The sequence below is a fragment of the Nitrospira sp. Vd2 genome, assembly GCF_979581665.1.
Genome location: NZ_CEFZSK010000039.1, coordinates 128,315 through 154,528, shown reverse-complemented (window position 1 = coordinate 154,528; position 26,214 = coordinate 128,315). Strand labels below are relative to the sequence as shown.

Sequence of the window (26,214 nt, the reverse complement as noted above, 5' to 3'; positions counted from 1 at the left end):
ATGAGTGGCCTGCAAGTCGGCGTGCCGAAAGAAACCTATCCGGGAGAAACGCTCGTCGCGCTGGCGCCATCGCACGTGCCGGCGCTCACGAAGATAGGCCTGCACGTGCTGGTCGAATCCGGCGCGGGGGACGCAGCGGGATTCGAGGATGAAGCCTATCGGGCGAACGGCGCGCAAGTGGCGGCCAATCGCGCGGAGCTGTTCGGCTCGGCGGACATTCTGCTCCAGGTCAGAACGCTGGGCGCCAATCCCGATCGAGGCCGTGACGATCTGCCGCGGCTCCGTCCCGACCAGGTGCTCATCGGACTGGCCGATCCGTTGGGACGGCCTCAGGCGGCGAGGGAGTTGGCCGATCGGGGCGTGACCTCGTTTGCCCTGGAGTTGATGCCCCGGATCGCCCGCGCGCAAAGTATGGATGTGCTGTCCTCGCTCGCGACGATCGTGGGCTACAAGGCCGCGCTCCTGGCGGCGACCAGGCTGCCGAAGCTGTTTCCCATGCTGGCGACAGCGGCGGGGACCATTCCACCGGCGCGGGTGTTCGTGATCGGCGCCGGGGTGGCGGGGTTGCAGGCGATTGCGACGGCGCGCCGCTTGGGGGCGGCGGTGTCGGCCTACGACGTGCGTCCGTCCGTGAAGGAGCAGATCCAGAGTGTGGGAGCGAAGGTCGTCGAAGCGCCGGTTGAGGCCGGCGAGGTCGAAGAGACCAGCGGCTATGCCAAGCCGTTGGGCGAAGACCTCTCCCGGCGGCAGCGTGAACGGCTGGCGCCTGTCGTGGCCGCGAGCGACGTCGTCATCACCACCGCGGCGCGGTGCCGGGCCGGCCTGCGCCGCTCTTGATCACGGCCGATATGGCCGCGCGCATGGCGCGCGGCTCGGTCATTGTGGATGTGGCCGCCGACCGGGGCGGCAACTGTGAACTGACTCGTCCCAACGAGGTCATTGCGCATCACGGCGTCACCGTGCTGGGACCGACCAATCTGCCGAGCACCGTGCCGGCGCATGCGAGCCAGCTGTATGGAAGGAACCTGGCGAATTTTCTCCTCCACCTCTACAGAGACGGCTCCCTGCGGGTGGATCTGGAGGACGAGATCACGCGCGAAACTCTGGTGGCGCGAGGCGGAACGGTGGTGCACCCGCGGGTCCGCGCGCTGCTCGGTGTGGAACATCGGATCGTCGTCGAAGAAAGGACCGGGTGATGGAGACCGCCGTCATCGGCTTGACGATTTTCGTCCTGGCCCTCTTTGCCGGATTCGAGATCGTCACGAAGGTACCGCCCACGCTCCATACGCCGCTCATGTCCGGTGCCAATGCCATCTCGGGCATCACGCTGGTCGGGGCCTTGCTGGCTGCCGGGTCCGAACAGGATCTGCTCTTGAGCGCGCTGGGGTTTGTCGCTGTGGTGTTCGCCACGATCAACGTGGTGGGCGGGTTCCTCGTGACGCATCGGATGCTGGCCATGTTCGGACAGCGTCCGAAGAGGAAGCGATGAGCGCCGCTTTGATCAATCTCGGTTACTTGGGCGCGTCGGCCCTCTTCGTGGTGGGGCTGAAGGGGCTCGCGCATCCGCGCACGGCGATGCGCGGGAATCTGCTGGGCTCGCTGGGCATGTTCGTGGCCGTCGCGCTGACGCTGCTCGACCGGCGCATCCTGGGCTTCCAGACGATCGCCGTGGCGCTGCTCATGGGATCGGTCATCGGGGCCACGCTGGCCCTGAAGATCCACATGACCGCCATGCCCCAGATGGTCGCGCTCTTGAATGGGTTGGGCGGCGGCGCCTCCGTCCTGGTGGCCGGAGCCGGGTTGCTGGAGCGCAGGGATGCGGCCGTGCCGGCGCTTAGCCACTTCACCATTGCCGCGATCACCTCCGGCGTGATCGGTGCAGTCACGTTCTGGGGCAGTCTCGTGGCGTTCGCCAAGTTGCAAGCACTCATCACGGACGACGCGATTCGGTTCCCCGGTCAACAGGCTGTCAATGCCGGGCTGGCGTCCGTCGCCGGAGGGCTCGGACTGTGGCTGTGGCTGACACCCTCTTCCCATGAGTTCTACTGGGTCGTGGTCGCGGTGTCGTCGTTGCTCGGTCTGTTGCTCGTGCTGCCGGTGGGCGGGGCCGATATGCCCGTGGTGATCGCGCTGCTCAATTCGTTCTCCGGCCTGGCCGCTGCCGCGACAGGGTTCGTGCTGACGAACCACATCCTCATTATCGCCGGTTCGCTGGTGGGCGCCTCGGGTTTCATTCTGACCCAGATCATGTGCCGGGCCATGAACCGATCGCTTCTAGACGTGATGATCGGAGGCGCTCCGACAGCGGCACAAGATAGGGCAGGGGCGGACATCTATGCGGGGCGGGTGAAGGCCGGTTCGCCCGAAGAGGTCGCCGTGCTGCTCGATGCCGCGCGCCGGGTGGTGATCGTGCCCGGCTTCGGCATGGCCGTCTCCCAGGCCCAGCACAGCGTGGCGCATCTGGCCGAACTGTTGCGCTCGTGCGGCATCGAGGTCGAGTTCGCCATCCATCCCGTGGCCGGTCGCATGCCGGGGCACATGAACGTGCTGCTCGCGGAGGCGAACGTCCCCTACGAACTGCTGAAAGATCTCGACGAGAGCAATCCGGCCTTCGAGCACACGGATGTGGCGCTCGTCATCGGGGCCAACGATGTGGTCAATCCGCTCGCGAGAACCGATCCCGCGAGTCCCATCGCGGGCATGCCGATTCTCGATGTGGACAAGGCCCGGACGGTCGTCGTGATCAAACGAAGCCTGAGCCCGGGGTTCGCTGGGATCCCCAATCCGCTGTTCGCCGCCGACAAGACGATCATGCTGTTCGGCGACGGCCGCGAGATGGTGCAAGCGGTGATGAAGGTGTTGACGGAACAGTGACGAGGCCGGTCCGGTAGACAGGGAGCCATGATGTCATCCTCGCAGACCGCCAACCATCCGGGGACGAACCCGTATCGGATCCACCCGGCCACCATCGTGGCGAAGATCCGGGAGGCCGAGGGCATCGAGACCTATCGGTTGCGCTTCGCCGAGGAGCCGGTGCGGCGGAGCTTCCGCTTCCAGGCCGGGCAGTTCAACATGGTCTATCGCTTCGGGGTCGGCGAGGTGCCGATTTCGATCGTGTCCGACCCGGATGAGCCCGGAGCACCTGGACCACACGATCCGAGTCGCGGGGCGAGTCACCAAGGCGATCGCGCATCTGAAGCCGGGTGATGTCCTGGGCATTCGCGGCCCGTTCGGCGTCGGGTGGCCGCTGGACGAAGCGCAAGGGAAAGATGTGGTGATCGTGACCGGCGGGCTTGGCTGCGCGCCGGTGGTGGGCGCCATCGAATACATCTTCCGGCGGCGCGCCCAGTATGGAGCCGTGAAGATTCTGCACGGGGTCAAGACGCCGCACGATCTGCTCTATCGCGAACGGTTCGATGCCTGGCGGCGACATCCCGATACCGAGGTCTTGTTGACCAGCGATCAACCGGACAAGACGTGGCGCTATTCACGTCGGCGTGGTGACGGAACTGTTCGAGCAGGTGTCGATGGACCCGGCCAAGAGCATCGTTTTGATGTGCGGGCCTGAAATCATGATGCGCCTGGGCGTGCCGATTTTGATGCGACGCGGAATTCCGGCAAGGGCGATCTACGTGTCGTTGGAACGGCACATGGAGTGTGGGATCGGCTTGTGCGGCCATTGTCAATTGGGCCCCTTCTTTCTGTGCAAAGATGGGCCGGTCATGCGATACGACCGCGTGGCCGCGTGGTTGGGGCGGACGGGGGTGTGAGGCAAGGCGGGACGTAAGGAGGGCGTCGGATCACATGGGTGATCGATTCGTCCAGCATGGAGGGGTGGCCAAGAAGGCCGCGCGGCCCAAGCTCGGCGTCTTCAAGTTCGCCTCCTGCGACGGCTGCCAGCTCAGCATCTTGAATTTGGAAGATGACCTGCTCGCCTTGGGGCAGGCCTTGGACATCGCCTACTTCCCCGAGGCCGCGAGCGAGATGCGAGCCGGTCCGTACGACATCGCGCTGGTCGAAGGGTCGATCACGACGCCGGAGGATGCGCATCGGATTTTGTCCGTGCGGGAACAGACCAAGGTGTTGATCACGATCGGAGCCTGCGCCACGGCCGGCGGCATTCAGGCGCTGCGCAACTGGGCGGATGTGGAAGCGTTCAAGCGCGTGGTCTATCCCAGTCCACAATATATCCAGAGCCTCAGCACCTCGACGCCGATCTCGGAACATGTGCGCGTGGACTTCGAGCTCTGGGGCTGTCCGATCGATAAGGCGCAATTGCTGCGCGTCATCACGGATCTGCTGGCAGGCGTGCAGCCGCGCGTGCCGGCCGATAGCGTCTGTCTGGAGTGTAAACTGCGAAGGGAATGCCTTGCCTGGGACCCGTCACCCGCACCGGGTGCGGCGCGATTTGCCCGAGCATGGGGCGGGACTGTTACGGCTGCTTCGGACCGGCGGAGGGTTCCATCCAAGGACCGGGCCTTCCTCCGAATACGGCCTCGCTCGCGAAGCAGTTTCATGACGGGCTTCAGCTCATTCCGGTCGAGGTGCTGCGGCGGTTTCGCGGGATCAATGGCTACGTCAAGCCGTTCCGGGAGGAAAGCCAGGCCTGGGAATACGAGAAGCGTGAGGAGTGAGCAGGGTGGCGAAGGAGAAACGGAAAACACGGACCATTACGATCGACACCATCGCCCGGGTGGAAGGGGAAGGCGCGCTCCGAGTCACGGTGAAAGACGGCGTCGTGCAGGACGTCGAACTGCGGATCTTCGAACCGCCTCGATTCTTCGAGGCGTTCTTGCAAGGCCGGCATTACGACGAGGTCCCGGACATCGTGGCGCGCATCTGCGGCATCTGCCCGATCGCCTACCAAATGAGCGCGGTGCACGCGTTGGAGCAGATTTTCGGAATCCAGGTGACGGGCCCCTTGCGCGATCTGCGGCGGCTGATCTATTGCGGCGAGTGGATCGAGAGCCACGCGTTGCACGTGTACATGCTGCAGGCGCCGGATTTCCTCGGCTACGAGAGTGCCATCGCCATGGCCCAAGACCATCCGGATCTGGTGACCCGTGGCCTGCGTCTCAAGAAAGCCGGCAATGCGATCATGACGGTGCTGGGCGGCCGCTCTGTGCATCCGGTCTCGGTGAAGGTCGGCGGTTTCTCGCGGGTGCCACGGCGCGGCGAGCTGGACCAGCTCAAAGACGAGCTGCTCTGGGCGCGCGATGCGGCGGTGGAGACGGTCCGCTGGGTGAGCGGGTTCCGGTATCCTGATTTCGCGCCGGACTACTCCTTCGTGGCGCTCCAACATCCGGAGGAGTACCCCTTTAACGAGGGGCAGATCGTCTCCGACAACGGCTTGCAGATCCCGGCGACCGAGTTCGAACGGCATTTTTCCGAACAGCAAGCATCCTATTCCAATGCCTTGCACTGTACGTTGCAGGGATCGCCCTATCTGGTCGGGCCGTTGGCGCGCGTGAATCTCAATCACGATCATCTCTCGTCGTTGGCCCAGCAGGTCCTGGCGGAGACGGGACTCTCGCTGCCCTTGCGCAATCCCTTTCATGGAATTATCGCCCGCTCGGTCGAAATCCTCTACGCGCTGGAGGAATCGTTGCGCCTGATCGAGTTGTATGAGCCGCCGCCCGCTCCGGCCGTGCCGGTCGTCGTTCGACCGGGTACCGGCATGGCCTGCACCGAAGCGCCACGCGGCATTCTGTATCATCGGTATCGGGTGGATGCTGACGGGGTCGTCCGTGAAGCCAAGATCGTTCCGCCGACGTCGCGGAACCAGGGCCGGATCGAGCAAGATCTGCGCCTGTTCATGCCGCGCGTGTTGAACCTGTCCAACAAGGAAGCCGCGCTCGCCTGCGAACGGGTCATCCGTTGCTACGATCCCTGCATCTCCTGCGCGACGCATTTCTTGAAGTTAGACATAAGCCGTGAGGGCGCTGAGTGACGAGTAACAGGCAGGGGAAGCCCATCCGGATCATCGGGCTCGGCAATGTCCTGAGAGGCGACGACGCCGTGGGCCTCCTGGCGGCTCGCCGGCTTTGCGCACGAGTGGGCGACCGGACGGAGGTGGTCGAAGCGGAAATGGCCGGCGTTGAGATTCTGGAGTTGATGGAAGGCGCGCGGGCCGTGATTCTCATCGATGCGGCACGGAGCGGGCAGCGTCCGGGAACGATTCACCGGCTCGATGCCTCGGCCGGCCCGATCAGTACACGCATATTTCCTCATTCCAGTCACGCCGTGAGCGCACTGGAGGCCGTGGAGCTGGCCCGCGCATTGGGCCTCCTCCCGCCGAGGGTGATCGTCTACGGGATTGAAGCCGGCGACACGCACGCCGGACGGCCCCTGTCTCCCCACGTAACCCGGGCGCTGGATGAAGTCGTGGAACGCGTGCTTCAAGAGAGCGAGGCGCTGGCATGCACGAGCTCCATCTGAACGCTACTTCCTCTTTCCTGCGACTTCATGTGAGCATGCGTCTCGCCTCTGAAAGAAACAAGGCTCCTGGTCTTGTGGCACTCGCGGGCGGTCCCGACTCCTTTTGTTGACCCCGTAGTGGGTGGCGGGGACCATTTCCGCATTTGCCGGGACCAGCGAAGTCCGATATGATTGCGGGTCGAAGGGGGCAATACCGATGACCAACGTGCTCAAGGGAAAGATTCACGGGAGGACAATTGAGTTGGAAGGGGATCCGTCTCTGCCTGATGGCACGGAGGTGGAAGTAGAGGTCCGCGTGCACCGGCTCATCCATCTCGAACGCGCATTTGGTGGGTGGCGAGACGATCCGGATCTGGAGCGGGCGCTGGAGCAGATTGATCGGGAACGGCATGAGGCACGGGTGAGCGAGATCTGAGCCGTGCCGTATCACCTGGACACGAACATCTGCGCCGCCGCGATGAAAGGGCTTGCGATCGTGCAGGACCGGATGCGTGTCCATGCGAACGAACTCTCCATCAGCGCTGTTGTCCTGGGGGAATTGTATTGCGGCGCTCTCCGGTCTCAGCGCGTGGAAAGAAACCTTGAAACCCTGAACGAGTTCGTAGCGGCGGTGACGGTCGTCCCGTTTGATGCCGAGGTGGCTCGGGTGTACGGGGGAATTTGTGCCGAGTTGCTCCGCATTGGCCGTCCGACGGGCGAGAAGGATGCGCTCATCGCCGCGGTCGCCCTTCACCACGGCGCTACACTTGTCACGCATAACATCAGGCATTTTCAACACATTCCTGGGCTTGCATTGGAAGATTGGGTGAGTTGAGAGGCGCCACTCTAAGAAAGCCTGAAGGAGGCTCCCCTCGCCCAGGCCTCTCTCGTGCGACTGTGCGTGAGCATGCGTCTCGCCTCTGAAAGAGGCAAGGCTCCTGGTCTTGTGGCACTCGCGGACGGCCCCAACGGCTCCCAACCCCTTTTGTATCCCCAGTGCAAGGTCAAGCAATGACCGCAGCCCTGCTGCGCGGGCAGGCGAAGGTCGAGGTTTCACCGGCGAAAGGCAAGAAGCTGTACGATCGGCGCGTAACGATCACAGCCTGCGAAGCAGGCTGTGAAGTCGAGCCGGGGGGGACCGTATCCTCGACGAGAGCGAGGCGCTGGCATGCACGAATTCCATCTAATGGCGCAGGTCGTGAAAGCCGTGGAGGCTGGGTTGCGAGCGGTCCCGAGCGCCAGACCGGTGGTGGTGCGACTCAAGGTCAAGGCCGGCTCGCATCTGTGGGTTCATGATCAGTCCGCACTTCACGCGGCCTTTGCGCTGGCCGCCCGCGGTACGGTGGCCGAAGGCGCAACGTTGGAGATCATCCCGGTATCCGGTGAGGCCCGGTGCCCGCGCTGCCAGGCACGCGTTGCGGTTGCGCGACGTGATGGGATCTGCCCAACCTGCGGAGGACTGACGATCGCGGGAGATGATGTGCCGGAGGTGGTGGTGCATGAGTTGGTGGTGGAGGAATGAGGGAGACCATTGCGCATCGCGTTCGCGTTGAGGTGGAGGGGACAGTGCAAGGCGTCGGGTTCCGCCCGTTTGTCGCTCGCCTCGCACGTGAATTGGACCTGGGAGGGTGGGTCAGCAACACCCCAGACGGTGTGCTGATCGAGATCGAAGGGCCCTCCGGCGTCGTCGAGACCTTTCTCCGCCAATTGGAGACCGACGCGCCGGCATCGGCTCGCGTGGTGGCACTGAAGGCCGCCGTCATCCCGGTGCAGGATGAAGCGTCGTTTGCCATCCGTGCCAGCAGGGCATCCGGTCAGCGCACCCTTGTCATCCCGCCCGATTTGGCGACGTGCCTCGACTGCCGGCGCGAGCTCGCCGATCCCACCGACCGCCGGTTTCGGTATCCCTTTCTTACCTGTACACAATGCGGCCCGCGATTCAGCCTGCTCACGGCCATGCCCTACGACCGGGCCAATACGACGATGGCCGGGTTTGAACTCTGTGCCGCGTGCCGGGCTGAGTACGAGGACGAAGCCGATCGGCGCTTCCACGCGGAGCCGATCGCATGCCCGGCCTGCGGGCCGCGCGTCATCCTGTGTGGAATGAAGAGGGGCGTGACGTTGCCAGCGGCGATGAAGCGGTGCTTCAGGCCGCGGCCTTGGTCCGTGAGGGACGCATCATCGCCGTCAAAGGATTAGGCGGCTTTCAGCTCTGGGTCGATGCCGGCTCGGATATGGCGGTCCGCCGGCTGCGCGACCGCAAGGGGCGGCCGCACAAACCCTTTGCAGTCCTGTTCGCTTCGCGCGATGCGGTCCGAACCGACTGTCTGGTGTCGCCGGAGGAGGAGGCCCTCCTGTGTTCGCCGGCTGCACCGATCGTGCGCAAGCGCCCAGGGGCAGCCCTGGCCGAGGCCGTCGCGCCGGGCAATCCCTACGTCGGCGCAATGTTGCCGGCGACGCCGCTGCAGCATCTGTTGATGAAGAACTGCAACGGCCGGTGGTGGCCACGAGCGGCAATCGATCCGAAGAGCCGATTGCGATTGATGAGCGAGAGGCGCTCATTCGGCTGAAGGGGATCGCCGACGCGTTTCTCGTGCATGATCGGCCGATCGCCAGGCCGGTGGACGATTCGGTGGTGCGGGTGCTTCCCGCTGGGCCGCTGATCCTGCGGCGGGCGCGAGGCTATGTGCCCCAGGCGATCCGCTTGCGCGAGGACCTGCGCAGGGTGAAAAGGAGCGGTCCAATCCTGGCCGTGGGCGGGCATCTCAAGAACACGGTCGCGCTGTTGTGTGGGGATCGCGTCGTGCTCAGTCAACACCTCGGCGATCTGTCCACCGTGGAAGCGGTCACGGCGTTCCGGCAGGCGATCGAGGATCTCCAGCGGCTGCTCCACGTCACACCTCAGACCATTGCCTGCGACCTGCATCCCGATTATCGGTCGTCGGTCGTCGCGCGCGAGTTGGCCACTGCGCTGTCCGTTCCGCTCGTTCCCGTGCAGCACCACCATGCGCATGTCGCCTCCTGTCTGGCGGAACATGGGCTTGACGGCAAGGTGCTGGGGATCGCGTGGGACGGAGCGGGCTATGGGCCGGACGGGCAGCTCTGGGGTGGAGAATTTCTGATCGCGCGCTATGAGGGCTTCACCCGATTCGCGCACCTCCGACCGTTCCGGTTGCCCGGGGGGAGGCGGCGATGCGGGAACCGAGCCGTCTGGCCGCAGCCCTGCTGTGGGATCTCCTGGGCGCGCAGATGCTGACGGACCAGATCCCTTGTTGGGAGATTCCGCCGGAGCAGCGCGAGCGGCTTGCCGCCATCCTGAGAAGCGGTGTCGCCTCCCCGTGGACGACGAGCATGGGCCGGCTGTTCGACGCGGTGGCGTCGCTCACCGGCCTGTGCCATAGGGCGTCGTTCGAAGAACAAGCAGCCATGGCGGTCGAGTTTGCGGCGGAGCGCGGGACTCAGCGAGGGCGAGACCCAGCAGACGGCTACCCCATGGACCTCAGTCCGAGTCCGTCCACTGCCGGCGGCTGGGTCGTCGATTGGCGGCCCATGGTGAGCGCCATCATGGACGATCTTCGCGCGGGATGTGGGGCCGAACTGGTGGCGGCGCGGTTTCACGCTGGGTTGGCGGACGTGATCCTGCGTGTGGCCCAGGCCGCCGGCCTGCCGCGCGTCGTCCTGACCGGGGGCTGTTTTCAGAACGGGCTGTTGTTATCGCTTGCGCGGCGGCGGTTGGCACAGGCCGGCTTCACGGTCTATACGCACTGTGAGATCCCTCCGAACGATGGAGGACTCGCTCTTGGCCAAGCCGTCGTGGCGGCCATGCGTGGACAGCGCGAAAGATGAACCATGTACCGTCGTGTAATGGCGTTTGACTTCGACGGAACGCTCGCGGTGGATGGAGTGGTGCCTCGCGAACTCGAGTGCGCCCTCGAGCGATGTCGCGCCGTCGGCCATGCGCTGTTTCTTGTCACGGGCCGGCGTTTTGAGACCGTCTCGCTCGGCCGCCTGGGCGATCTATTCACCGGCGTGGTGTGGGAGAACGGCGCGGTGTTGGTGCACAGCGCCACCGGTGAGGTCTATCTGCCGTTCGGGCAGCTCGATGAGCGCCTGGTGAACGCGCTCGAGGAAGCTGCGATTCCCTTCGAACGCGGGCTGGCCATTGCGGCGACCTGGGTGCCGCATGACCGCGTGGTCTGGCAAGTGCTCAGCGCTCACGGCGGCGGCGCGTCGGTCGAGTACAACAAAGGCGCGGTGATGGTGTTGCCGTCTGGAGCGGCGAAGGGGACAGGCTTGGAGCGGCTCCTCACGATCTGCGGGTTCTCGGTGCACAACCTGGCGGCGTTCGGCGACGCGGAGAACGATGGTTCGATGCTCAGACTGGCCGAAATCGCCGTGGCCGTGGGGGATGCCGTGCCGGCGGTTCGGGAAATGGCCGATGTGGTCGCGGTTCATCCGGGGCCGGCGGGCGTGCTGGACATTCTGAACCGCTACCCCTTGGCCGGCCAGTATCTCGATATTCCCCTGCGCCGTGAGCGGCGCATTGTAATCGGGCGGGATAAGGCCAATATTGAGGTGTCGGTACCGGGGTCTCGTCTCGCCGGGCGGAACCTTGGGGTGTTCGGGGACTCAGGCACCGGCAAGTCCTGGGTGGTGGGGCTGTTGGCCGAAGGGCTGCACCACGAGGAGTATCAGGTCCTGCTGGTGGACCCGGAAGGGGACTTCCGCGGTCTGCGGGCGCTACCGCGGTTTGTGGCGCTGGAGGGAGACCGGTTGTCCATGCCGGCGCCTTCGGCCGTGGTGGCCTTGTTGGAAACCGTGGGTATGTCGGTGGTGTTGGATCTCAGCCGCTATCCAATCACCTTGCGCATCTCATACGTGGCTGAGTTGGCGCGCGCGCTCCGTCCGTTGCGGGAGCGCAAGTACCGGCCCCATTGGATTGTCTTGGATGAAGCCCAGCAACTGCTTCCATTCAATGGGGGAGAGGTGGCGGCCGCCGTGGTCCCTCTGTTGGAAAATGGTGGGTGGGCCTTTGTCTCGTATCGACCCGATCGTCTGGATCCGATCGTGCTCCGTTCAGTACACCATTGCCTGACGACTAGGCTGAGTGAGCCGGAAGCGGTCCGGGCGGTGCAAGAGTATTGTGGAGCGTGCGGGACTCGAGACGTGAACTTTGCGGAGATCCCTCCGGGCGAGATCCTCTTGTGCGGGGGCCAGGTGGCCCGCTTGCGACCGGCCCTCCGCCGGGTCCCGCATATCAGGCACTTCTACAAGTACCTCGATGTGCCGCTCCCGCCCGGCAAGCGCTTCTGGTTTCGGGATGCGCAGGCGGGTGTGGGACAGGAAGCGGCCAGCCTGTATGAGTTCTTACAGCTCATCCCGACGGTGCCGCTGGCGAGTCTGGAGTATCACGACCGTCGAGAGGATTTCGCCCGGTGGGCCGAGGGAGCCCTGGGCGATGCGGAGCTGGCCGCGCGGCTCCGCAAGCTGGCCCATCGGCAGCTCGAAGGGAAGACGCTCCGGGAGGCCCTCCGGCAGACGGTGGCGGTGCGGTACGAGGAACTGAATGCGCTCCGCTGACCTGTCACGTTTACAAGGTCGTAGGAGTCATGCCTGCTCTCCTCGCCGGTTGACGCGTTGGCATAGAGGTTGGATGCCGTGGTGAGGTGACAGGCATGTGTTTGGCGGTTCCCGGTAAAGTCATCAGCATGCACGAGGATGCCCTGCGAATGGCCACTGTGTCATTCGGTGGGATCACCAAGGACGTGTCCTTGGTCCTGGTGCCGGAGGCCGGTGTCGGCGACTATGTCATCGTCCATGTCGGCTTTGCCATCAGCAAGCTGGACGAGGAAGCGGCACGACGGGCGCTGGCGACCTACGCGGAGATGGCGAGACGAGCGGGCGAGCCCGGCTAGCCCGCATTATTCATGACGGTTCGTCGCGAAATCGACGAGTCGCGTTGCGAGACCGGCGCGCGGAGCCGTGAGGACCCAAGGCGTACTCGCGCAGTACGTTGAGGGTCCGAGGGGCGAGCCCGCCGGCCGAAGGCTCGTCGTAGCAGCGAATCGGCGATTGCAGCAGAAGCGCTCATGACTAATGCGGGCTAGGAAGGGCGAGCGGAGCGCGGATGCCAGGCGAAGGAACGCAGGACCGGCTCGGGTGCCGCGGCGAACCGGATCGGGTGGCGACGTGTTGGCCTCGCCCGTGGCGGTGGCCTATCATGGTGTGCCCCTGGACGATAGAGCCCAGGCGTCGAGACGGATCGAGGCCGGCCGACACGCCACCGGGGAGGAGCGTCGCCAGTCGTCGTCGGCTGCGGAGTGCGCCGGAGCTGGCTGGCGCCGAACCGGCGCAGGCGCGTGGCGTCGGCGATCGCGCGGCTCGCTGAGGAATGCCATGGCACGAAAGAAGACAACCGGGACCAAACGCCAGACCCGCCTGCGCCAAGCAGAGCGCCTGTCTGCGTGCGACGCACAGGCAGGCGGCAGGCAGGTCGAATCCTACGAACATCGGGACAAGCGGCGCGCCAACAACCCGCCCGCGGGGCTGGTGACGCCGGAGACCGACCCGGACGCGGGGCAGAAAAAGAAAACCTACGCCTACGACCCGCACCTGGACCCGCAACTGGTCTGGGCGGGCAAGGCCGAGCACACCTCCTTCGAGGTGCCGACGGTGTCGCTGCACGTTCACGAGCGGATCGATCCATGAACTACGTCAAGTCCAAGCAGCGCGTCGCCGACCACGGGGAGGTGTTCACTCCTCCGTGGCTGGTCGAGGCGATGCTCGACCTGGTGAAGGGCGAGACGGAGCGCATCGACTCCCGCTTCCTGGAGCCGGCGTGCGGCAGCGGCAACTTCCTTGTGCAGATCCTGCGGCGCAAGCTCGCCGCCGTCGAACTCAAGTTCGAGAAGTCCGACTTCGAGAAGCAGCACTATGCCCTTCTCGCTCTGATGTGCACTTACGGGATTGAGCTCTTAGCGGACAACATCGCCGAGTGCCGTGCGAACCTGCTGGAGATCTTCGCCGAGTACCTGGGCGTGGACGCCTCGGACGAACTCTATCGCGCGGCGTCCTACGTCCTCTCGCTGAACCTCGTGCACGGCGACGCGCTCACGATGCGCACCCACGACGGACAGGCGATCACCTTTGCCGAGTGGGGCTACCTCGGCAAGGGCAAGTTTCAGCGGCGAGATTTTCGCTTAGACATACTCACGCAGGCGTCGGCCTACAGTGCGGAGGGAGACCTCTTCGCTAGCCTCGGAAAACATGAAATCTTTATGCCGACCAAGACCTACCCGCCAATGACGGTGAGCGAGCTGGCTGCCGGGTTTACACAAGATGCGCTTGCACCATTGTCCAAGGAGGAGGCATGACCACCGTGGCTGCTTCCGTCCCCGTGCTTCGCTGGGCGGCACAACGCGCGCGCCTGCACGACGACGATCTGACGGCGCGCTTCAACAAGTGGCCCTTGTGGCTCAGCGGCGAGGCTCAGCCCACGCTCAAGCAACTGGAAGACTTCGCGCGCCTCACGCACACGGCCATCGGCTACTTTTTTCTGCCCCAGCCACCCGCGCTGGCACTGCCGGTGCCGGACTTTCGCACCCTGCGCGACGAGGCGCTCGCCGAACCCAGCAGCGACTTGCTGGACACCCTCTACCTCTGCCAGCAGCGGCAGGACTGGTACCGCGACCATGCCCGCATGCACGGCTTGCCGGCCGTGCCATTCGTTGGCAGCGCCAGCTTGCAGGAAGCATCGGAGGTGGTAGCGCAACGCCTACGCGAGACACTGGGTTTGTCTGCTGAAGCGCGTCGGCAACTGCCCACCTGGACTGAGGCACTGCGCCAGTTGATCGCCAGGGCCGAAGATGCCGGGGTGATGGTGATGGTGAGTTCCGTAGTGGGCAGCAACAGCCATCGCAAGCTCGACGTGGGCGAGTTTCGCGGCTTCGCCCTCGTGGATGAGCTCGCGCCGCTGATCTTTCTGAATGGTGCCGACAGCAAGGCCGCGCAGATGTTCACGCTGGCGCACGAGCTGGCCCATGTGTGGCTGGGTGCCTCGGGCGTATCGGACACGCAGGCGGGACAAGTGCCCGAGCAGGAAACGGAGCGCTGGTGCAACCAGGTAGCGGCAGAACTCCTGATGCCCATGGAGGAGCTGCGCGCAAGCTACCTGCGCCATGTGCCGATTCCGGACGAAATCCAGCGGCTGGCGCGCGAGTTCAAGGTCAGCACACTGGTCGCCTTGCGTCGCCTGTTCGACGCGGGTTTCATCACCCAGGCTGCCTTGTGGCGGCACTATCGCGAAGAACAGGAGCGCCTCCGCACGCTGAAGGAACGCGGCAGTGGTGGCGGCGACTTCTACCGCTCCTTGAGCGCACGCACCGGCAAGCGCTTTGCCCGCGCCATTGTCGCCAGCACGCTGGAAGGCTTGACCTCGTTCCCGGACGCCTTTCGCATGCTGGGCGTGCGCAAGACGGCCACGTTCTACGAAGCGGCCCGCGAACTGGGGGTGACGGCGTGAGCTATCTGCTGGATGCGGACGTGTTCATTCGAGCGAAGAATCTGCACTACGGTCTGGACTTCTGCCCGGCGTTCTGGGATTGGCTGGTGCACAACGGTAATACCGGCAAAGTATTCAGCATCGACAAGGTCGCCGATGAAATCGAAGCCGGTCAGGACGAATTGTCGGACTGGGCCAGAAACCACGGCCGAGCACTCTTTCGACGCACGCCACCGGCACTGGCGCCGCAGTTCACCCAGGTCAGCACATGGGCCACTGGGCAGCAGTACACGCCGGCCGCCATCAACACCTTCCTGCAGGCCGCCGACTTCTATCTGATCGCCCATGCGCTGGCCGGCCATCATGTGGTCGTGACCCACGAGGTTCCTTCCACCTCGCCGGGGCGGATCAAGATACCGAACGCATGCGTGGGCCTGGGCGTGCGGTTCATGACGCCCTATCAGATGCTGCGCACAGAACAAGCACGCTTCGTACTGGGGACGCATGCATGAACGGTCAGGCAAGCTTTTCGCTCCGTGGCCGCAACCCGGATGTGCTCTCGTGCATCGCCAATCTCTCCAACGACGAGGTGTTCACCCCGCCGCAGTTCGCCAACCGCATGCTGGATACGCTGACCGAGGCGTGGGCGGCCGATCACGGCGGCGCGAACCTTTGGGCGGACAAGACGGTGCGCTTTCTGGACCCCTGCACCAAGAGCGGGGTCTTCCTGCGCGAGATCACCCGCCGTCTCGTCAAGGGTTTGGAAAGGGAAATCCCCGACCTTCAGCAGCGCGTGGACCACATCCTGACCCGGCAGGTGTTCGGCATCGGCATCACGCATCTCACCAGCCTGCTGGCGCGTCGGAGCGTGTATTGCTCGAAGCACGCCAACGGCAAGCACTCGATTGCCAGGAGCTTCGATAGCGACCACGGCAACATCTGGTTTGAGCGCACCGAGCACACCTGGGAAGGCGAGAAATGCAGGTATTGCGGCGCGAGCAAGAAGGCGCTCGACCGTGGCGAAGGGCTTGAGACCCACGCGTACGCATTCATCCACACCGACGACATCAAGGCTCGGCTCGCCGAGATTTTTGGAGGCAACATGCAATTCGACGTCGTGATTGGGAACCCGCCGTATCAGTTGGACGATGGCGGCTATGGTACAAGCGCCGCGCCGATTTACCACTTGTTCGTGGAGAAGGCGCTGGACCTCGATCCGCGCTACGCCGTGTTCGTGACCCCGTCGCGGTGGATGGCGGGCGGCAAGGGGCTCGACAAGTACCGCGCGCGCATGCTCTCCGACGAGCGAATGCGGCGCATCGTGGACTACCCGAAGCTCTACGAGGGTTTTCCGGGCGTGAAGATCCGCGGCGGAATCTCCTACTTCCTGTGGGACCGGGAGTACCACGGCCCGTGTGAAGTGCAGACGATCTGGGACGGCCAGCCCACGGGCCCGGCGGTGGCGCGCCATCTCGATGCCTACGACGTTCTGGTCCGGCGCAACGAGGCGGTGCCGATTCTGGAGAAGGTCAGGGCCAAGGGTGAACCGACACTCGATGCGCGGGTGTCGAGTCGAAAGCCGTTCGGCCTGCCGACGAACTTCAAAGGGAAGCCATCGAAAGCGGGTTTGAAGAATCCGGTCAAGCTCTTCGAGAACCAACGGATTGGCTGGGTCGAGCGCAAGAGCATTGCCGTGAACACCGAATGGATTGACAAGTGGAAGGTATTGATGACGGCCGTGCAGGGCACGAGCGCGGCAGTCGAGACGAAGTTCCTCAGCAAGCCAATCATCGCTGAGCCGGGTACGGCGTGTACCGAGACATATCTCGTCGCCGGTCGCTTCGACAGTGAAACGGAGGCAGCCAACTACGCGCAGTACCTCCGCACACGTTTCGTCCGCTTTCTCGTGTCTCTTCGGAAGGCCACGCAGCACGCCACGCGCGACGTGTATGCCTTCGTGCCGGACCTGCCGCTGAACCAGGAGTGGACGGACGCCAAGCTCTATAAGCGCTACGGACTGACTGAGGAGGAAATCGCCTTCATCGAATCGCAGGTCGCGGAGCACGACAGCGAGTTGTTCGACGCGGCAGCCTCCGACGATAACGATGAGTAAGCCCATCGAAGAAATCCTCGCCCCCAGGCCCCAAGTCCGGCCGCACATCTACGCCTATTCGATTGCCGATGCGGCGCACGTGGGCCTGCTCAAGGCGGGGCAAACGACACGCGATGTAAAATGGCGCGTCGCCGAGCCGCTTGCGACCGGAGGCAACGGATGACCAAAACGAGGAATCGGACCGCCGCGGTGAAGGCGCCGGACGCGCTCTTTGGGCGCGTCGTTGCGATCCTCGAAGAGGCGCGGGGCACGGTCGTCCGGGCGGTGAATACCGGCATGGTCACGGCCTACTGGCTGATCGGGCGGGAGATCGTTCTGGAATTGCAGGGCGGCGGGAAGCGGGCCAGATATGGCGAGCGGGTCGTCGAAGAATTGTCCGCCCGGCTGACGGAGCGCTACGGGCAGGGGTTTTCCGTCACCAATCTTTGGTATTTCAAGCAGTTTTACCATGCCTATCCCAACCGGCTCCAAACTCCCCACCCAGCGGGTGGAGAATCTTCGAAACCGGCAATTCCCCACCCCATGGGCGCAGAATCTCCGGCGGCGGAAATTCCCTCCCCATTGGGAATAGAATCGGTTCCCACGCAGAAAAGCTCCCCAATGGGTAGCCCATTGCCGCAAGGCTTCTCGCCGCAGCTTTCCTGGTCGCATTACCGGGCCCTGATGCGGGTGAGGGATGCCAAGGCCCGCGATTTCTACGAGCGGGAGGCCGTCGCCGGCGCCTGGGACAAGCGCACGCTGGAGCGGCAGATCCAGTCCTTCTACTACGAGCGGGTCTTGAAGAGCCGCAAACCGGAGAAGGTGCTGGCCGAGGGGCGGCGGCTTCCGGTCGCCGCCGTGCCGGCCGCCGAGGCGCTGAAGCATCCCTATGTGCTGGAGTTTCTGGGGCTGCCGGATCGGGCGGCGTTTCACGAGTCGGATCTGGAGCGGGCGATCATCACCCACCTGCAACGCTTTCTGCTGGAGCTGGGCAACGGGTTCGCCTTTGTGGCGCGTCAGAAGCAGGTCCGCATCGAGGAACAGGATCGCTACATTGACCTGGTGTTCTACCACTGTCGCCTGAAGTTCTACCTGCTCATCGACCTCAAGGTGGGCGAACTGACCCATGCGGATGTCGGCCAGATGGACGGCTACGTGCGGATGTATGACGGGCTGTTCACGGCGCCCGATGACAACCCGACGATCGGGCTCATTCTCTGCACCGAAAAGAACGACACCGTGGCCCGCTACTCGGTGCTGAACGATCGCAGGCAGATTTTCGCCTCCAAGTACATGCTCTGCCTGCCGACGGAGGAGCAGCTCCGGCTGGAGATCGAGCGCGAACGGCGGCTGATCGAGGCCCAGCTGAAGGACCGCGACGATGCCTAAACCCATCGAAGAAATCCTCGCCGAAAAGCCCCTGGCCCGCCCGCGCATCTACGCTTACTCGATTGCCGACGCGGCCCACGCAGGGCTTTTGAAGATCGGGCAGACCACGCGCGACGTGAAGCAGCGCGTCGCCGAGCAGCTCAAGACGGCCGCCATCAAGAACTACCGGATCGAGCTCGACGAGCCCGCCGAACGCGAGGATGGCACGATCTTCAGCGACTTCGAGGTGCGCGCGGCCCTTGAGCGCAAGGGCTTCGAGAACGTCGACCTGGAATGGATGCGCTGCTCGGTCAAGGACGTGAAGACCGTGCTCACCGAGCTGCGCACCGGCCGGCGCTTCACCGGCACGCATCACGAGACGTTCACGATGCGCGCCGAGCAGCGCGCGGCGGTGGAGAAGACCCACGCCTACTTCCACTCCATCTGGAAGGAGGACATGCACGCCGTTCCGCGCTTCCTCTGGAACGCGAAGATGCGTTTCGGCAAGACCTTCACCACCTACCAGCTCGCCAGGAAGCTCGGTGCCAAACGCGTGCTGGTGGTGACGTTCAAGCCGGCTGTCGAGGATGCGTGGCAGACCGATCTGGAGAGTCACGTGGACTTCGATGGCTGGCAGTACCTCTCCCGCACCTCCGACGGCGATCCGAGGAAGATCAGCCCGCGCAAACCGGTCGTCTATTTCGGCTCCTTCCAGGACCTGCTCGGCCGCGATGCGGCGGGGAACATCAAGCCCAAGAACGAATGGCTCCACAAGGTGAAGTGGGACCTCGTGGTCTTCGACGAGTACCACTTCGGCGCATGGCGCGAGACGGCCAGGGAACTCTTCGAGGGCGAAGAAGAAGCGGTCGCCAGGAAGGAAGCGAAGGTCGAATACGGGGTTGGCCTGGAGGACGTGAACGAAGACCTCACCGTGCTCTCGGAGAAAGAGACCGAGTTCCTGCCCATCACGACCAAGGCCTATCTCTACCTTTCGGGCACGCCGTTCAGGGCGCTGGCCACGGGCGAGTTCATCGAGGAGCAGATCTTCAACTGGACCTACACCGACGAGCAGCGCGCCAAGGAAGAATACGCCGCGAAGCACCCCGGTCGGTGGAACCCCTACGGTGCGTTGCCGCAGATGCGCCTGCTGACCTACCAGATGCCGGATGAGCTGCTGGCGATCGCAAGCGCGGGGGAGTTCGACGAGTTCGACCTCAATGCCTTCTTCGATGCCTCGGGCACGGGCGCCCATGCGCAATTCAAGCACAAGGGCGACGTGCAGAAGTGGCTGGACATCATCCGCGGCGGGTATGCGCCCAAGTCGGTCGAGCATCTGAAGACCGGCACGCGGCCGCCGTTTCCGTATTCCGACGTGCGCCTGCTGCCGTATCTCCAACACTCGTTCTGGTTCCTGCCCGACGTCGCGGCCTGTCACGCGATGGCGAACCTGCTGGCCGAGAAGCACAACACCTTCTGGCATGACTACGAGGTGGTCGTTGCGGCCGGTGCGTCGGCGGGCATCGGGCTGGACGCGCTGCCGCCCGTGCGCAAGGCCATCGGGAGCGGATTCGAGACCAAGACCATCACGCTTTCGTGCGGCAAGCTCACCACCGGTGTGACGGTGCCGCAGTGGTCCTCCATCCTGATGCTGCGCAATCTCAAGTCGCCGGAGACCTATTTTCAGGCGGCGTTCCGCGTGCAGTCGCCATGGTCCATCAAGAACCCCAATGGCGACGACCCGCGCGCGGAGGAAATCCTCAAGCCGGTCTGCTTCGTCTTCGACTTTGCGCCCACCCGCGCGCTGCGGCAGCTTTCCGACTACGGGATCGGTCTCGCGCCCCACGAGACCAACCCGGAAAACGCGGTGAAGGAGCTGGTGTCGTTCCTGCCCGTGCTGGCTTACGACGGCGCGAACATGACGCAGATTGACGCGGGCGGCATTCTCGACATCGCGATGGCGGGTACCTCGGCCACGCTGCTGGCGCGCAAGTGGGAGAGCGCGCTGCTCGTGAACGTGGACAACGACACCCTGCGCCGAATCCTCGACAACCCCGAGGCGATGGCTGCCGTGGAGCGCATCGAGGGCTGGCGCGCCTTGGGTGACAACATTATCGAGACGATCATCAACAAGAGCGAGAAGGTCAAGGAACTCAAGAACAAGGCCAAAGACAAGGATCTGACGGAGAAGCAGAAGAAGCAGCTCACCGAGGAGGAGAAGGAGTACAAGTCCAAGCGCAAGCTGGTGCAGGAGAAGCTGATCAAGTTCGCCACCCGCATCCCGGCCTTCATGTACCTGACCGACTTCCGCGAGAACACCCTGCAGGACGTGATCACCAAGCTTGAGCCGGATTTGTTCCTGGCGGTCACCGGCTTGACGGTGAAGTACTTTCACCTTCTCGTGCAACTCAAGGTGTTCAACACCGAGCAAATGAACCAGGCGGTGTTCGCCTTCCGCCGCTACGAAGACGCGTCGCTCCGTTACACCGGCATCGAGAGCCACCCGGGACTCACCCATTACGGGCTGTACGACACCGTGGTGGCGAGAGAGAACACGCCGCCATACGAGACTGCAGGCCAACCATGAAGCTCAAAGTGGACCAACAGGCCGATGCGCTCTACCTGACGTTGAGCGAAACGCCTGCGAGCCGTACCGATGAGGTCTCGCCGGGCGTGCTCGTGGATTACGACGAGCAGGATCGCGTCGTCGGTATCGAAATGCTGTCCCTCTCGAAGCGGGCGCCGGAGATCGACCTCCGGCGGCTGCTGTTCGAATCGGTACCGCAAGCAAGCTGAAGCGGGAACGAAGGCTGGCGTGGCTGGCGCGGGAGTTTCGCACTCAGCGCATCATCTTCGAGACGGCGCGGGACGTGTTCGACCGCGACCACCCGATCCGCTCAACGTGGCAGATGCGCACCTGGTACACGGGCAAGCCGTGCGAGCGCACGCGCCGGTCGCACATCAATGTCTGCGTGTACGACAGCACATGGGAGGCATCGGACGCCTTCGTGCTCGACGACAGCGACGCGGTGGCCGCGTGGGTAAAGAACGACCACCTGGGGTTCGAGGTCTTGTACGTGTATCGCGGCGTCGTGCGGAAGTACCGGCCCGACTTTCTGGTGCGGCTGAAGAGCGGCGACATGCTTGTGCTCGAAACCAAGGGGCAGGACAGCGAGCAGAATCAGGTCGAGCGCCGCTATCTCGAGGAATGGATGCAGGCTGTCAACGCGCACGGTGGGTTCGGGCGGTGGCGGTCGGCCGTGGCGAAGACCCCCGGCAAGATACGGGACATCCTGATGCACGCTGAACACACGTGAGCCGGAGTGTCACGCCTGGGTTGAGCGAATTGGCCGGGTGCCGTCCCTCGCACGCGGACGGGAGCCCAGTGGGAGAGTCGGAGGACCGATGGCGTATGCTGGTGGATGCCCATACGGAGAGAGGGTAGGCCGTAAGGTGGTCGCCGGTCCGGGCTATGAAGGAGAGGGGCCGTGAAGTACGTGGACGAATATCGGGATCGGGTCGCGGCAGAGGCGCTGGCAGCAGACATTCGACGCCGGCTCACCAGACCCTGGACGATCATGGAAGTCTGCGGTGGACAGACCCATGCCATCGTGCGGTTCGGCCTCGATGCTTTGCTGCCGCCGAGCCTGACCTTGGTGCACGGGCCGGGCTGTCCGGTCTGTGTCACGCCGATCGGCCTCATCGACCAGGCGCTCCAACTCGCGTCGCTGCCGCGGGTGATCTTCTGCTCGTTTGGGGACATGCTGCGAGTGCCTGGCTCGAGCGGGGACTTGTTCGCGTGAAGGCCGCGGGCGGGGATGTCCGGATCGTCTATTCGCCCCTGGATGCGCTCGAGCTCGCCCGCCAACATCCAGATCGCGAGGTCGTCTGTTTCGCCGTGGGATTCGAGACGACCGCGCCGGCCTGGGCCATGGCCGTGATCCAAGCGAAAGAATCGGGACTCACCAACTTCAGTCTGCTGGCCGCCCATGTGTTGGTGCCCCCGGCGATGGAGGCGATCCTGTCGTCGCCTCGGAATCGGGTCCAAGGGTTTCTCGCCGCGGGCCATGTCTGCACGGTGATGGGCTACGAAGACTACGAAGCCATCGCGGCGCACTATCGGGTGCCGATCGTCGTGACCGGATTCGAGCCGCTCGATATTCTGGAAGGCCTTGCGCTGCTCGTGCGCCAATTGGAGGAGGGGCGATCCGAAGTCGAGAACCAATATGCGCGATCCGTCCGCCGGGAAGGGAACCGGCAGGCGAGGGCCGTTGTCGAGGAGGTCTTCGAACCGGTGACGCGCGCCTGGCGCGGCATCGGGGAGATCGCCCACAGCGGGCTGCGGCTCCGACCGGCCTATGCGGACTTCGATGCGGCGGTGCGATTCCGTGACGCACTCTTTCGATCCGGTTCAGTGGGGGCAGAAGATCCAGAATGCCGGAGCGGTCTGGTGCTGCAGGGCCTGCTCAAGCCGCCGGACTGCCCGGCCTTCGCCACGCGCTGTACGCCGGACACCCCGCTAGGGGCGCCGATGGTGTCGAGCGAGGGCGCCTGCGCCGCGTATTACCGGTACCGGAACCATATGAGGCGTGAGGCGTGAAGCGTATCTCGTTATTCGCGCGGGACTCGCGGGGCATGCGAGAAAAGCGGGACTGGTCGGAAGTTTCATCTTCGTGAGTCGCGCCTGTCGCGCCTGTCTCGCTTGTCTCGCATTCAATTCACGAGCGACGAGATGCAGGGAGGTTCTGTGAGCCACGACGAATCCGTGGAGCTGGTCTGTCCGGTGCCGGCGTTCGAGCAGAAGACGGTGCAGCTCGCGCACGGCGGCGGCGGACGTCTCATGCAGCAGTTGATCCGGGAGGTATTCGTCCGCGCGTTCGACAACCCGCTGCTCGCGCAACTGCACGACGGCGCCACCTGGTCCGTGGACAAGGGGACCCTCGCATTCACCACCGATTCCTACGTGGTGCGTCCGCTGTTCTTTCCCGGAGGGGATATCGGGAGCCTGGCCGTGCACGGCACGATCAATGACCTGGCGATGTTCGGGGCGAAGCCCCTGTGCCTCAGCGCGGGATTCATTCTCGAAGAGGGCTTGGATCTGGACACGCTACGCCGGGTGGTGGACTCCATGGCCAAGGCCGCGCAAGCCGCAGGGGTGCCGATCGTGACGGGGGATACCAAGGTGGTGGATCGCGGAAAGGGCGACGGCATCTTCATCAACACGGCGGGGGTCGGGCTGGTGCCGGCGGGGCTCCGTGTCTTGCCTGAGTTGGTTCGGCCGGGCGATGCCGTGCTGCTCAGCGGCGATCTCGGTGCCCACGGTATCGCGGTCCTGAGCGTGCGCGAAAGCCTGAGGTTCGCGGGCGGTGTGGAAAGCGATTCGGCGCCGCTGCATCGCGTCGTCGCCGAGCTGATCGAGAGCGGGGTCGAGGTCCATTGCTTGCGCGACCTCACGCGCGGGGGGCTCGCCAGCGCGCTGAACGAAATCGCGGTTGCGGCGAAGGTCGGCATGGTCATCGACGAATCGGCCATTCCGGTCCGCGAGACCGTGCGCGGCGCCTGCGAGCTGTTGGGACTCGATCCCCTGTATGTGGCCAATGAAGGGCGGTTCGTCGCGATGGTTCCCGAACCGCATGTCGAGGTTGCGCTGGCGGTGATGCGCCGGCACAGCGTGGCGCACCAGGCGATTCGTATCGGCGCCGTCACGGAGGAGAATCCGTCGTTGGTCGTGCTCCGGACGGTGGTGGGCACGCATCGCATCCTCGATCTGTTGTCGGGCGAGCAATTGCCGCGCATTTGTTAAGGTGCGGCGAACAGTCTCATGAAACGTGGCGGGCGCAACTGAAGACGCTCGCGAGAAAGGGACCATCATGGAGGGATTGGGCCTTCTGGCCCTGCTGGCGGTCCTCATCGGCCTGGTGGGACTTTATGTCCTTTACAAAGGGCGGAAGAAACCGCGGTAGCTTTGTCAGTCCGGGGAGAGTCAGCGGAGAGACCAAGGCAACGGCAGAGGACCGCCCAGTGAACCCCTGTTCGATTGACTTCACAGACACAGGATGAGGAAGTGATGCATGGCCCAACGAAGATATCCGATCGCAGGCTTTAGCTGCGGACTAATCGCGTTCGCATGCCTGGCCGTATTCCTGGCCGGTCCAGTCAGGGCCGGTGACTCCATCGAGGTGGCGCAAGAGCAACGGATCGAGATCGTGATCCGGGATTCTCAGTTCTTGCTGACCAAGCCAGCCCCGATTCGCCTGGGGTTGTCCACGGTGATCGTGCTGCGCAATGAAGACATCATCAGGCATGGATTCACCGCGCCGATGTTGTTTGGATTGCTGGTTCAAGGCGAAGGCGAGGGGGTCGCCTCTTATGGCAAGGGCGTCGAAGGATTCTATGTCGATCCTAAGAAGACGCTCGTGATCCGCTTCACGACGGAACGCCCCGGCAGTTACAACTTTCGCTGCGATCTGCACCCGCAGATGAAGGGAGAATTCCTCATGCTGGATGTCCCGGCGGTCTAGCCCGCAGGAAGGATCGCACCGATGGTGTTTGAGGAGATCTTCTGGGGCTTTCTGATCGCCCTGGGCGCAGGGGCGCTCATCGGCCTGCAACGCCAGCAGTCCAGGGGCGAGGAGCAAGGCCCCGGCGTGGGCGGTGTCCGGACCTTTCCCTTGATTGCCCTAGCCGGCGCGCTGTCGGCGTTCATCGCGCACACGATGGGGATGTGGCCCATGCTGGGCGCCATGGTGATGATCGGCGCCTTCCTGGCCGTCTCGCAGTATCAAGAGTGGAGCCGGAGCGCGGACCCGGGGATTACCACGCAAGTGGCGGCCCTCATCACCTTTCTCCTGGGGGTCCTGGCACTTGTTCCAGACCTGCCTCTGGCCGCCAGGGATCGGTATCTCCTGATCGTCGCCTTCGCCGGCGTGGTGATGGCCCTGTTGTCGTTCAAGGAACCGCTGCATCAAGCCGTGGCCCGCATCTCCGATGCCGATCTCTACGCGACGGCAAAGTTCGTCGTGCTGGCCCTGGTCGTCCTGCCGCTCCTTCCCAACCGCACCTATGGTCCCTTCAATGTCCTGAATCCATTCAATGTAGCCATGATGGTCGTGCTCATCGCGGGCATCAGTTTCCTCGGATACATCGCGACCCGGATTGCCGGCCCGCGTCACGGCCTGTTGGCAACGGGCATCCTGGGAGGAATCGTGTCGTCGACCGCCGTGACCGTCAGCCTGGCGACGCGCGCACGAGAGTCGTCGGCAGTGGTCACGCTCGCTGCGATGGCCACGGTGTTAGCCTCCAGCACCATGTTTCTCCGAATCCTCATGGTGATTGGAGTCGTCGATCCCCATCTGCTGCCGGCCTTGGCCTGGCCACTGGGGATCATGGCGCTCGGCGGCTATGGCACGGCGGTGATGCTCTACCTGCGGTCGCGGCCAGGCGCTCCACGAGGTGCCCCCTGTGTCCTATCGTAATCCGCTCGAACTGGGCACGGCGTCGAAGTTCGGCCTCTTCTATGCCGTCGTGATCGCCGTGGCAAAAGGCGCGCAAACCTTCCTCGGCGACCGGGGGCTCTACGCTTCCAGTGTGCTGGCCGGGACGACCGATGTGGACGCCATCACGCTCTCCGTGGCTCGGTTTCACTTGGAGGGACTGGAGGCCCGGACTGCGGCTGGCGCGATCACGGCGGCGGCGATGACGAACACCATCGTCAAAGCCGGTCTGGCCGCCTGGTTCGGCGGCTGGAGACTGGCTGCGCGTGTTGCCTGGGCTTGGCGGTGACGTTGGCCGGCGGCGCCCTGACGCTGATCTTCATCGCGTAGCGTAGAGGGCAAGGCAG

The 26,214-nt window shown here is 64.3% G+C and carries 27 protein-coding genes and 5 pseudogenes; all 32 read left to right on the top strand.

The window, feature by feature from the left end:
* The 32 genes and pseudogenes from AC1U7K_RS16445 (at position 1) to AC1U7K_RS16290 (ending at position 26,156) form a co-directional block, all read left to right on the top strand.
* Complete coding sequence (locus AC1U7K_RS16445; RefSeq protein ID WP_480252695.1) at positions 1-837, top strand: Rossmann-fold NAD(P)-binding domain-containing protein; 837 nt, start codon at positions 1-3, stop codon at positions 835-837.
* The gene (locus AC1U7K_RS16440) at positions 810-1,196 is read left to right on the top strand and encodes a hypothetical protein (protein ID WP_480252693.1); all 387 of its coding nucleotides are present in this window, start codon (positions 810-812) and stop codon (positions 1,194-1,196) included. The genes AC1U7K_RS16445 and AC1U7K_RS16440 overlap by 28 nt, the downstream gene beginning before the upstream one ends.
* Positions 1,196-1,489 (top strand): NAD(P) transhydrogenase subunit alpha part 2, encoded by a 294-nt coding sequence (locus AC1U7K_RS16435; RefSeq protein WP_480252691.1) that lies wholly within the window; start codon positions 1,196-1,198, stop codon positions 1,487-1,489. The genes AC1U7K_RS16440 and AC1U7K_RS16435 overlap by 1 nt, the downstream gene beginning before the upstream one ends.
* A complete protein-coding gene (locus AC1U7K_RS16430; protein ID WP_480252689.1) occupies positions 1,486-2,874 on the top strand; it encodes an NAD(P)(+) transhydrogenase (Re/Si-specific) subunit beta in 1,389 nt (462 codons plus the stop codon). The genes AC1U7K_RS16435 and AC1U7K_RS16430 overlap by 4 nt, the downstream gene beginning before the upstream one ends.
* Positions 2,875-2,901: 27 nt before the next feature.
* Positions 2,902-3,207 carry a hypothetical protein gene (locus AC1U7K_RS16425; RefSeq protein ID WP_480252687.1) on the top strand — a complete coding sequence of 102 codons (306 nt, stop codon included), beginning with the start codon at positions 2,902-2,904 and terminating at the stop codon, positions 3,205-3,207.
* Complete coding sequence (locus AC1U7K_RS16420; protein ID WP_480252685.1) at positions 3,128-3,568, top strand: ferredoxin reductase domain-containing protein; 441 nt, start codon at positions 3,128-3,130, stop codon at positions 3,566-3,568. Before AC1U7K_RS16425 ends, AC1U7K_RS16420 begins: the two co-directional genes overlap by 80 nt.
* Positions 3,555-3,770 (top strand): iron-sulfur cluster-binding protein, encoded by a 216-nt coding sequence (locus AC1U7K_RS16415; RefSeq protein ID WP_480252684.1) that lies wholly within the window; start codon positions 3,555-3,557, stop codon positions 3,768-3,770. Before AC1U7K_RS16420 ends, AC1U7K_RS16415 begins: the two co-directional genes overlap by 14 nt.
* A gap of 34 nt (positions 3,771-3,804) precedes the next feature.
* Positions 3,805-4,634 (top strand): annotated as a pseudogene (locus tag AC1U7K_RS16410) (NADH-quinone oxidoreductase subunit B family protein).
* 5 nt (positions 4,635-4,639) lie between these two features.
* The gene (locus AC1U7K_RS16405; RefSeq protein WP_480252682.1) at positions 4,640-5,950 is read left to right on the top strand and encodes a Ni/Fe hydrogenase subunit alpha; all 1,311 of its coding nucleotides are present in this window, start codon (positions 4,640-4,642) and stop codon (positions 5,948-5,950) included.
* Positions 5,947-6,438: a hydrogenase maturation protease gene (locus tag AC1U7K_RS16400; RefSeq protein WP_480252681.1), complete on the top strand. Its 492-nt coding sequence runs from the start codon at positions 5,947-5,949 to the stop codon at positions 6,436-6,438. Before AC1U7K_RS16405 ends, AC1U7K_RS16400 begins: the two co-directional genes overlap by 4 nt.
* A gap of 196 nt (positions 6,439-6,634) precedes the next feature.
* Positions 6,635-6,853 (top strand): hypothetical protein, encoded by a 219-nt coding sequence (locus tag AC1U7K_RS16395; RefSeq protein WP_480252679.1) that lies wholly within the window; start codon positions 6,635-6,637, stop codon positions 6,851-6,853.
* A gap of 3 nt (positions 6,854-6,856) precedes the next feature.
* Entirely contained in the window at positions 6,857-7,252 is a 396-nt protein-coding gene (locus AC1U7K_RS16390) for a type II toxin-antitoxin system VapC family toxin (RefSeq protein ID WP_480252677.1), read from the top strand.
* A gap of 333 nt (positions 7,253-7,585) precedes the next feature.
* On the top strand, positions 7,586-7,939 hold the full coding sequence (locus AC1U7K_RS16385) for a hydrogenase/urease maturation nickel metallochaperone HypA (RefSeq protein WP_480252675.1): 354 nt from the start codon (positions 7,586-7,588) through the stop codon (positions 7,937-7,939).
* Positions 7,936-8,616 (top strand): acylphosphatase, encoded by a 681-nt coding sequence (locus AC1U7K_RS16380; protein ID WP_480252673.1) that lies wholly within the window; start codon positions 7,936-7,938, stop codon positions 8,614-8,616. Before AC1U7K_RS16385 ends, AC1U7K_RS16380 begins: the two co-directional genes overlap by 4 nt.
* Positions 8,514-10,263, top strand: a pseudogene (gene hypF, locus AC1U7K_RS16375) (carbamoyltransferase HypF). The gene AC1U7K_RS16380 and the pseudogene hypF overlap by 103 nt, the downstream one beginning before the upstream one ends.
* A gap of 3 nt (positions 10,264-10,266) precedes the next feature.
* Positions 10,267-11,997 (top strand): HAD-IIB family hydrolase, encoded by a 1,731-nt coding sequence (locus AC1U7K_RS16370; protein ID WP_480252672.1) that lies wholly within the window; start codon positions 10,267-10,269, stop codon positions 11,995-11,997.
* A gap of 95 nt (positions 11,998-12,092) precedes the next feature.
* Positions 12,093-12,332: a HypC/HybG/HupF family hydrogenase formation chaperone gene (locus tag AC1U7K_RS16365; RefSeq protein ID WP_480252670.1), complete on the top strand. Its 240-nt coding sequence runs from the start codon at positions 12,093-12,095 to the stop codon at positions 12,330-12,332.
* 541 nt (positions 12,333-12,873) lie between these two features.
* Positions 12,874-13,122 (top strand): annotated as a pseudogene (locus tag AC1U7K_RS16360) (hypothetical protein); the annotation flags it as partial.
* Positions 13,122-13,790: a DNA methyltransferase gene (locus AC1U7K_RS16355; RefSeq protein WP_480252668.1), complete on the top strand. Its 669-nt coding sequence runs from the start codon at positions 13,122-13,124 to the stop codon at positions 13,788-13,790. The pseudogene AC1U7K_RS16360 and the gene AC1U7K_RS16355, both read left to right, overlap by 1 nt.
* Positions 13,787-14,938, top strand: coding sequence for an ImmA/IrrE family metallo-endopeptidase (locus tag AC1U7K_RS16350; protein WP_480252667.1), 1,152 nt, complete (start codon positions 13,787-13,789; stop codon positions 14,936-14,938). The genes AC1U7K_RS16355 and AC1U7K_RS16350 overlap by 4 nt, the downstream gene beginning before the upstream one ends.
* Entirely contained in the window at positions 14,935-15,429 is a 495-nt protein-coding gene (locus AC1U7K_RS16345; protein ID WP_480252665.1) for a DUF4411 family protein, read from the top strand. The genes AC1U7K_RS16350 and AC1U7K_RS16345 overlap by 4 nt, the downstream gene beginning before the upstream one ends.
* Positions 15,426-17,030, top strand: coding sequence for an Eco57I restriction-modification methylase domain-containing protein (locus tag AC1U7K_RS16340; protein WP_480252663.1), 1,605 nt, complete (start codon positions 15,426-15,428; stop codon positions 17,028-17,030). The genes AC1U7K_RS16345 and AC1U7K_RS16340 overlap by 4 nt, the downstream gene beginning before the upstream one ends.
* Positions 17,023-17,193 carry a hypothetical protein gene (locus AC1U7K_RS16335; RefSeq protein ID WP_480252778.1) on the top strand — a complete coding sequence of 57 codons (171 nt, stop codon included), beginning with the start codon at positions 17,023-17,025 and terminating at the stop codon, positions 17,191-17,193. Before AC1U7K_RS16340 ends, AC1U7K_RS16335 begins: the two co-directional genes overlap by 8 nt.
* Positions 17,190-18,398: a PDDEXK nuclease domain-containing protein gene (locus tag AC1U7K_RS16330; protein ID WP_480252661.1), complete on the top strand. Its 1,209-nt coding sequence runs from the start codon at positions 17,190-17,192 to the stop codon at positions 18,396-18,398. The genes AC1U7K_RS16335 and AC1U7K_RS16330 overlap by 4 nt, the downstream gene beginning before the upstream one ends.
* The gene (locus AC1U7K_RS16325) at positions 18,391-20,961 is read left to right on the top strand and encodes a DEAD/DEAH box helicase family protein (protein ID WP_480252660.1); all 2,571 of its coding nucleotides are present in this window, start codon (positions 18,391-18,393) and stop codon (positions 20,959-20,961) included. Before AC1U7K_RS16330 ends, AC1U7K_RS16325 begins: the two co-directional genes overlap by 8 nt.
* Positions 20,958-21,170: a DUF2283 domain-containing protein gene (locus AC1U7K_RS16320; protein ID WP_480252658.1), complete on the top strand. Its 213-nt coding sequence runs from the start codon at positions 20,958-20,960 to the stop codon at positions 21,168-21,170. Before AC1U7K_RS16325 ends, AC1U7K_RS16320 begins: the two co-directional genes overlap by 4 nt.
* Before the next feature lie 59 nt (positions 21,171-21,229).
* Positions 21,230-21,691 (top strand): annotated as a pseudogene (locus tag AC1U7K_RS16315) (restriction endonuclease); the annotation flags it as partial.
* Positions 21,692-21,862: 171 nt separating this feature from the next.
* Positions 21,863-22,974, top strand: a pseudogene (gene hypD, locus AC1U7K_RS16310) (hydrogenase formation protein HypD).
* A gap of 147 nt (positions 22,975-23,121) precedes the next feature.
* The gene (gene hypE / locus AC1U7K_RS16305) at positions 23,122-24,177 is read left to right on the top strand and encodes a hydrogenase expression/formation protein HypE (protein WP_480252657.1); all 1,056 of its coding nucleotides are present in this window, start codon (positions 23,122-23,124) and stop codon (positions 24,175-24,177) included.
* 268 nt (positions 24,178-24,445) lie between these two features.
* Entirely contained in the window at positions 24,446-24,895 is a 450-nt protein-coding gene (locus AC1U7K_RS16300) for a cupredoxin domain-containing protein (protein WP_480252655.1), read from the top strand.
* A 21-nt stretch (positions 24,896-24,916) separates the two neighbouring features.
* The gene (locus tag AC1U7K_RS16295; RefSeq protein WP_480252654.1) at positions 24,917-25,849 is read left to right on the top strand and encodes an MgtC/SapB family protein; all 933 of its coding nucleotides are present in this window, start codon (positions 24,917-24,919) and stop codon (positions 25,847-25,849) included.
* Positions 25,836-26,156, top strand: a complete 321-nt coding sequence (locus AC1U7K_RS16290) for a DUF4010 domain-containing protein (protein WP_480252652.1) — start codon at positions 25,836-25,838, stop codon at positions 26,154-26,156. The genes AC1U7K_RS16295 and AC1U7K_RS16290 overlap by 14 nt, the downstream gene beginning before the upstream one ends.
* Positions 26,157-26,214 lie beyond the last annotated feature (58 nt).

Bases quoted from the DNA above. Each gene is read 5' to 3' on its own strand.
- AC1U7K_RS16445 (WP_480252695.1), top strand. From the start codon at position 1: ATGAGTGGCCTGCAAGTCGGCGTGCCGAAAGAAACCTATCCGGGAGAA.
- AC1U7K_RS16435 (WP_480252691.1), top strand. From the start codon at position 1,196: ATGGAGACCGCCGTCATCGGCTTGACGATTTTCGTCCTGGCCCTCTTT.
- AC1U7K_RS16430 (WP_480252689.1), top strand. From the start codon at position 1,486: ATGAGCGCCGCTTTGATCAATCTCGGTTACTTGGGCGCGTCGGCCCTC.
- AC1U7K_RS16425 (WP_480252687.1), top strand. From the start codon at position 2,902: ATGATGTCATCCTCGCAGACCGCCAACCATCCGGGGACGAACCCGTAT.
- AC1U7K_RS16420 (WP_480252685.1), top strand. From the start codon at position 3,128: ATGAGCCCGGAGCACCTGGACCACACGATCCGAGTCGCGGGGCGAGTC.
- AC1U7K_RS16415 (WP_480252684.1), top strand. From the start codon at position 3,555: ATGTGCGGGCCTGAAATCATGATGCGCCTGGGCGTGCCGATTTTGATG.
- AC1U7K_RS16395 (WP_480252679.1), top strand. From the start codon at position 6,635: ATGACCAACGTGCTCAAGGGAAAGATTCACGGGAGGACAATTGAGTTG.
- AC1U7K_RS16385 (WP_480252675.1), top strand. From the start codon at position 7,586: ATGCACGAATTCCATCTAATGGCGCAGGTCGTGAAAGCCGTGGAGGCT.
- AC1U7K_RS16380 (WP_480252673.1), top strand. From the start codon at position 7,936: ATGAGGGAGACCATTGCGCATCGCGTTCGCGTTGAGGTGGAGGGGACA.
- AC1U7K_RS16370 (WP_480252672.1), top strand. From the start codon at position 10,267: ATGTACCGTCGTGTAATGGCGTTTGACTTCGACGGAACGCTCGCGGTG.
- AC1U7K_RS16365 (WP_480252670.1), top strand. From the start codon at position 12,093: ATGTGTTTGGCGGTTCCCGGTAAAGTCATCAGCATGCACGAGGATGCC.
- AC1U7K_RS16355 (WP_480252668.1), top strand. From the start codon at position 13,122: ATGAACTACGTCAAGTCCAAGCAGCGCGTCGCCGACCACGGGGAGGTG.
- AC1U7K_RS16350 (WP_480252667.1), top strand. From the start codon at position 13,787: ATGACCACCGTGGCTGCTTCCGTCCCCGTGCTTCGCTGGGCGGCACAA.
- AC1U7K_RS16340 (WP_480252663.1), top strand. From the start codon at position 15,426: ATGAACGGTCAGGCAAGCTTTTCGCTCCGTGGCCGCAACCCGGATGTG.
- AC1U7K_RS16335 (WP_480252778.1), top strand. From the start codon at position 17,023: ATGAGTAAGCCCATCGAAGAAATCCTCGCCCCCAGGCCCCAAGTCCGG.
- AC1U7K_RS16330 (WP_480252661.1), top strand. From the start codon at position 17,190: ATGACCAAAACGAGGAATCGGACCGCCGCGGTGAAGGCGCCGGACGCG.
- AC1U7K_RS16325 (WP_480252660.1), top strand. From the start codon at position 18,391: ATGCCTAAACCCATCGAAGAAATCCTCGCCGAAAAGCCCCTGGCCCGC.
- AC1U7K_RS16320 (WP_480252658.1), top strand. From the start codon at position 20,958: ATGAAGCTCAAAGTGGACCAACAGGCCGATGCGCTCTACCTGACGTTG.
- AC1U7K_RS16300 (WP_480252655.1), top strand. From the start codon at position 24,446: ATGGCCCAACGAAGATATCCGATCGCAGGCTTTAGCTGCGGACTAATC.
- AC1U7K_RS16295 (WP_480252654.1), top strand. From the start codon at position 24,917: ATGGTGTTTGAGGAGATCTTCTGGGGCTTTCTGATCGCCCTGGGCGCA.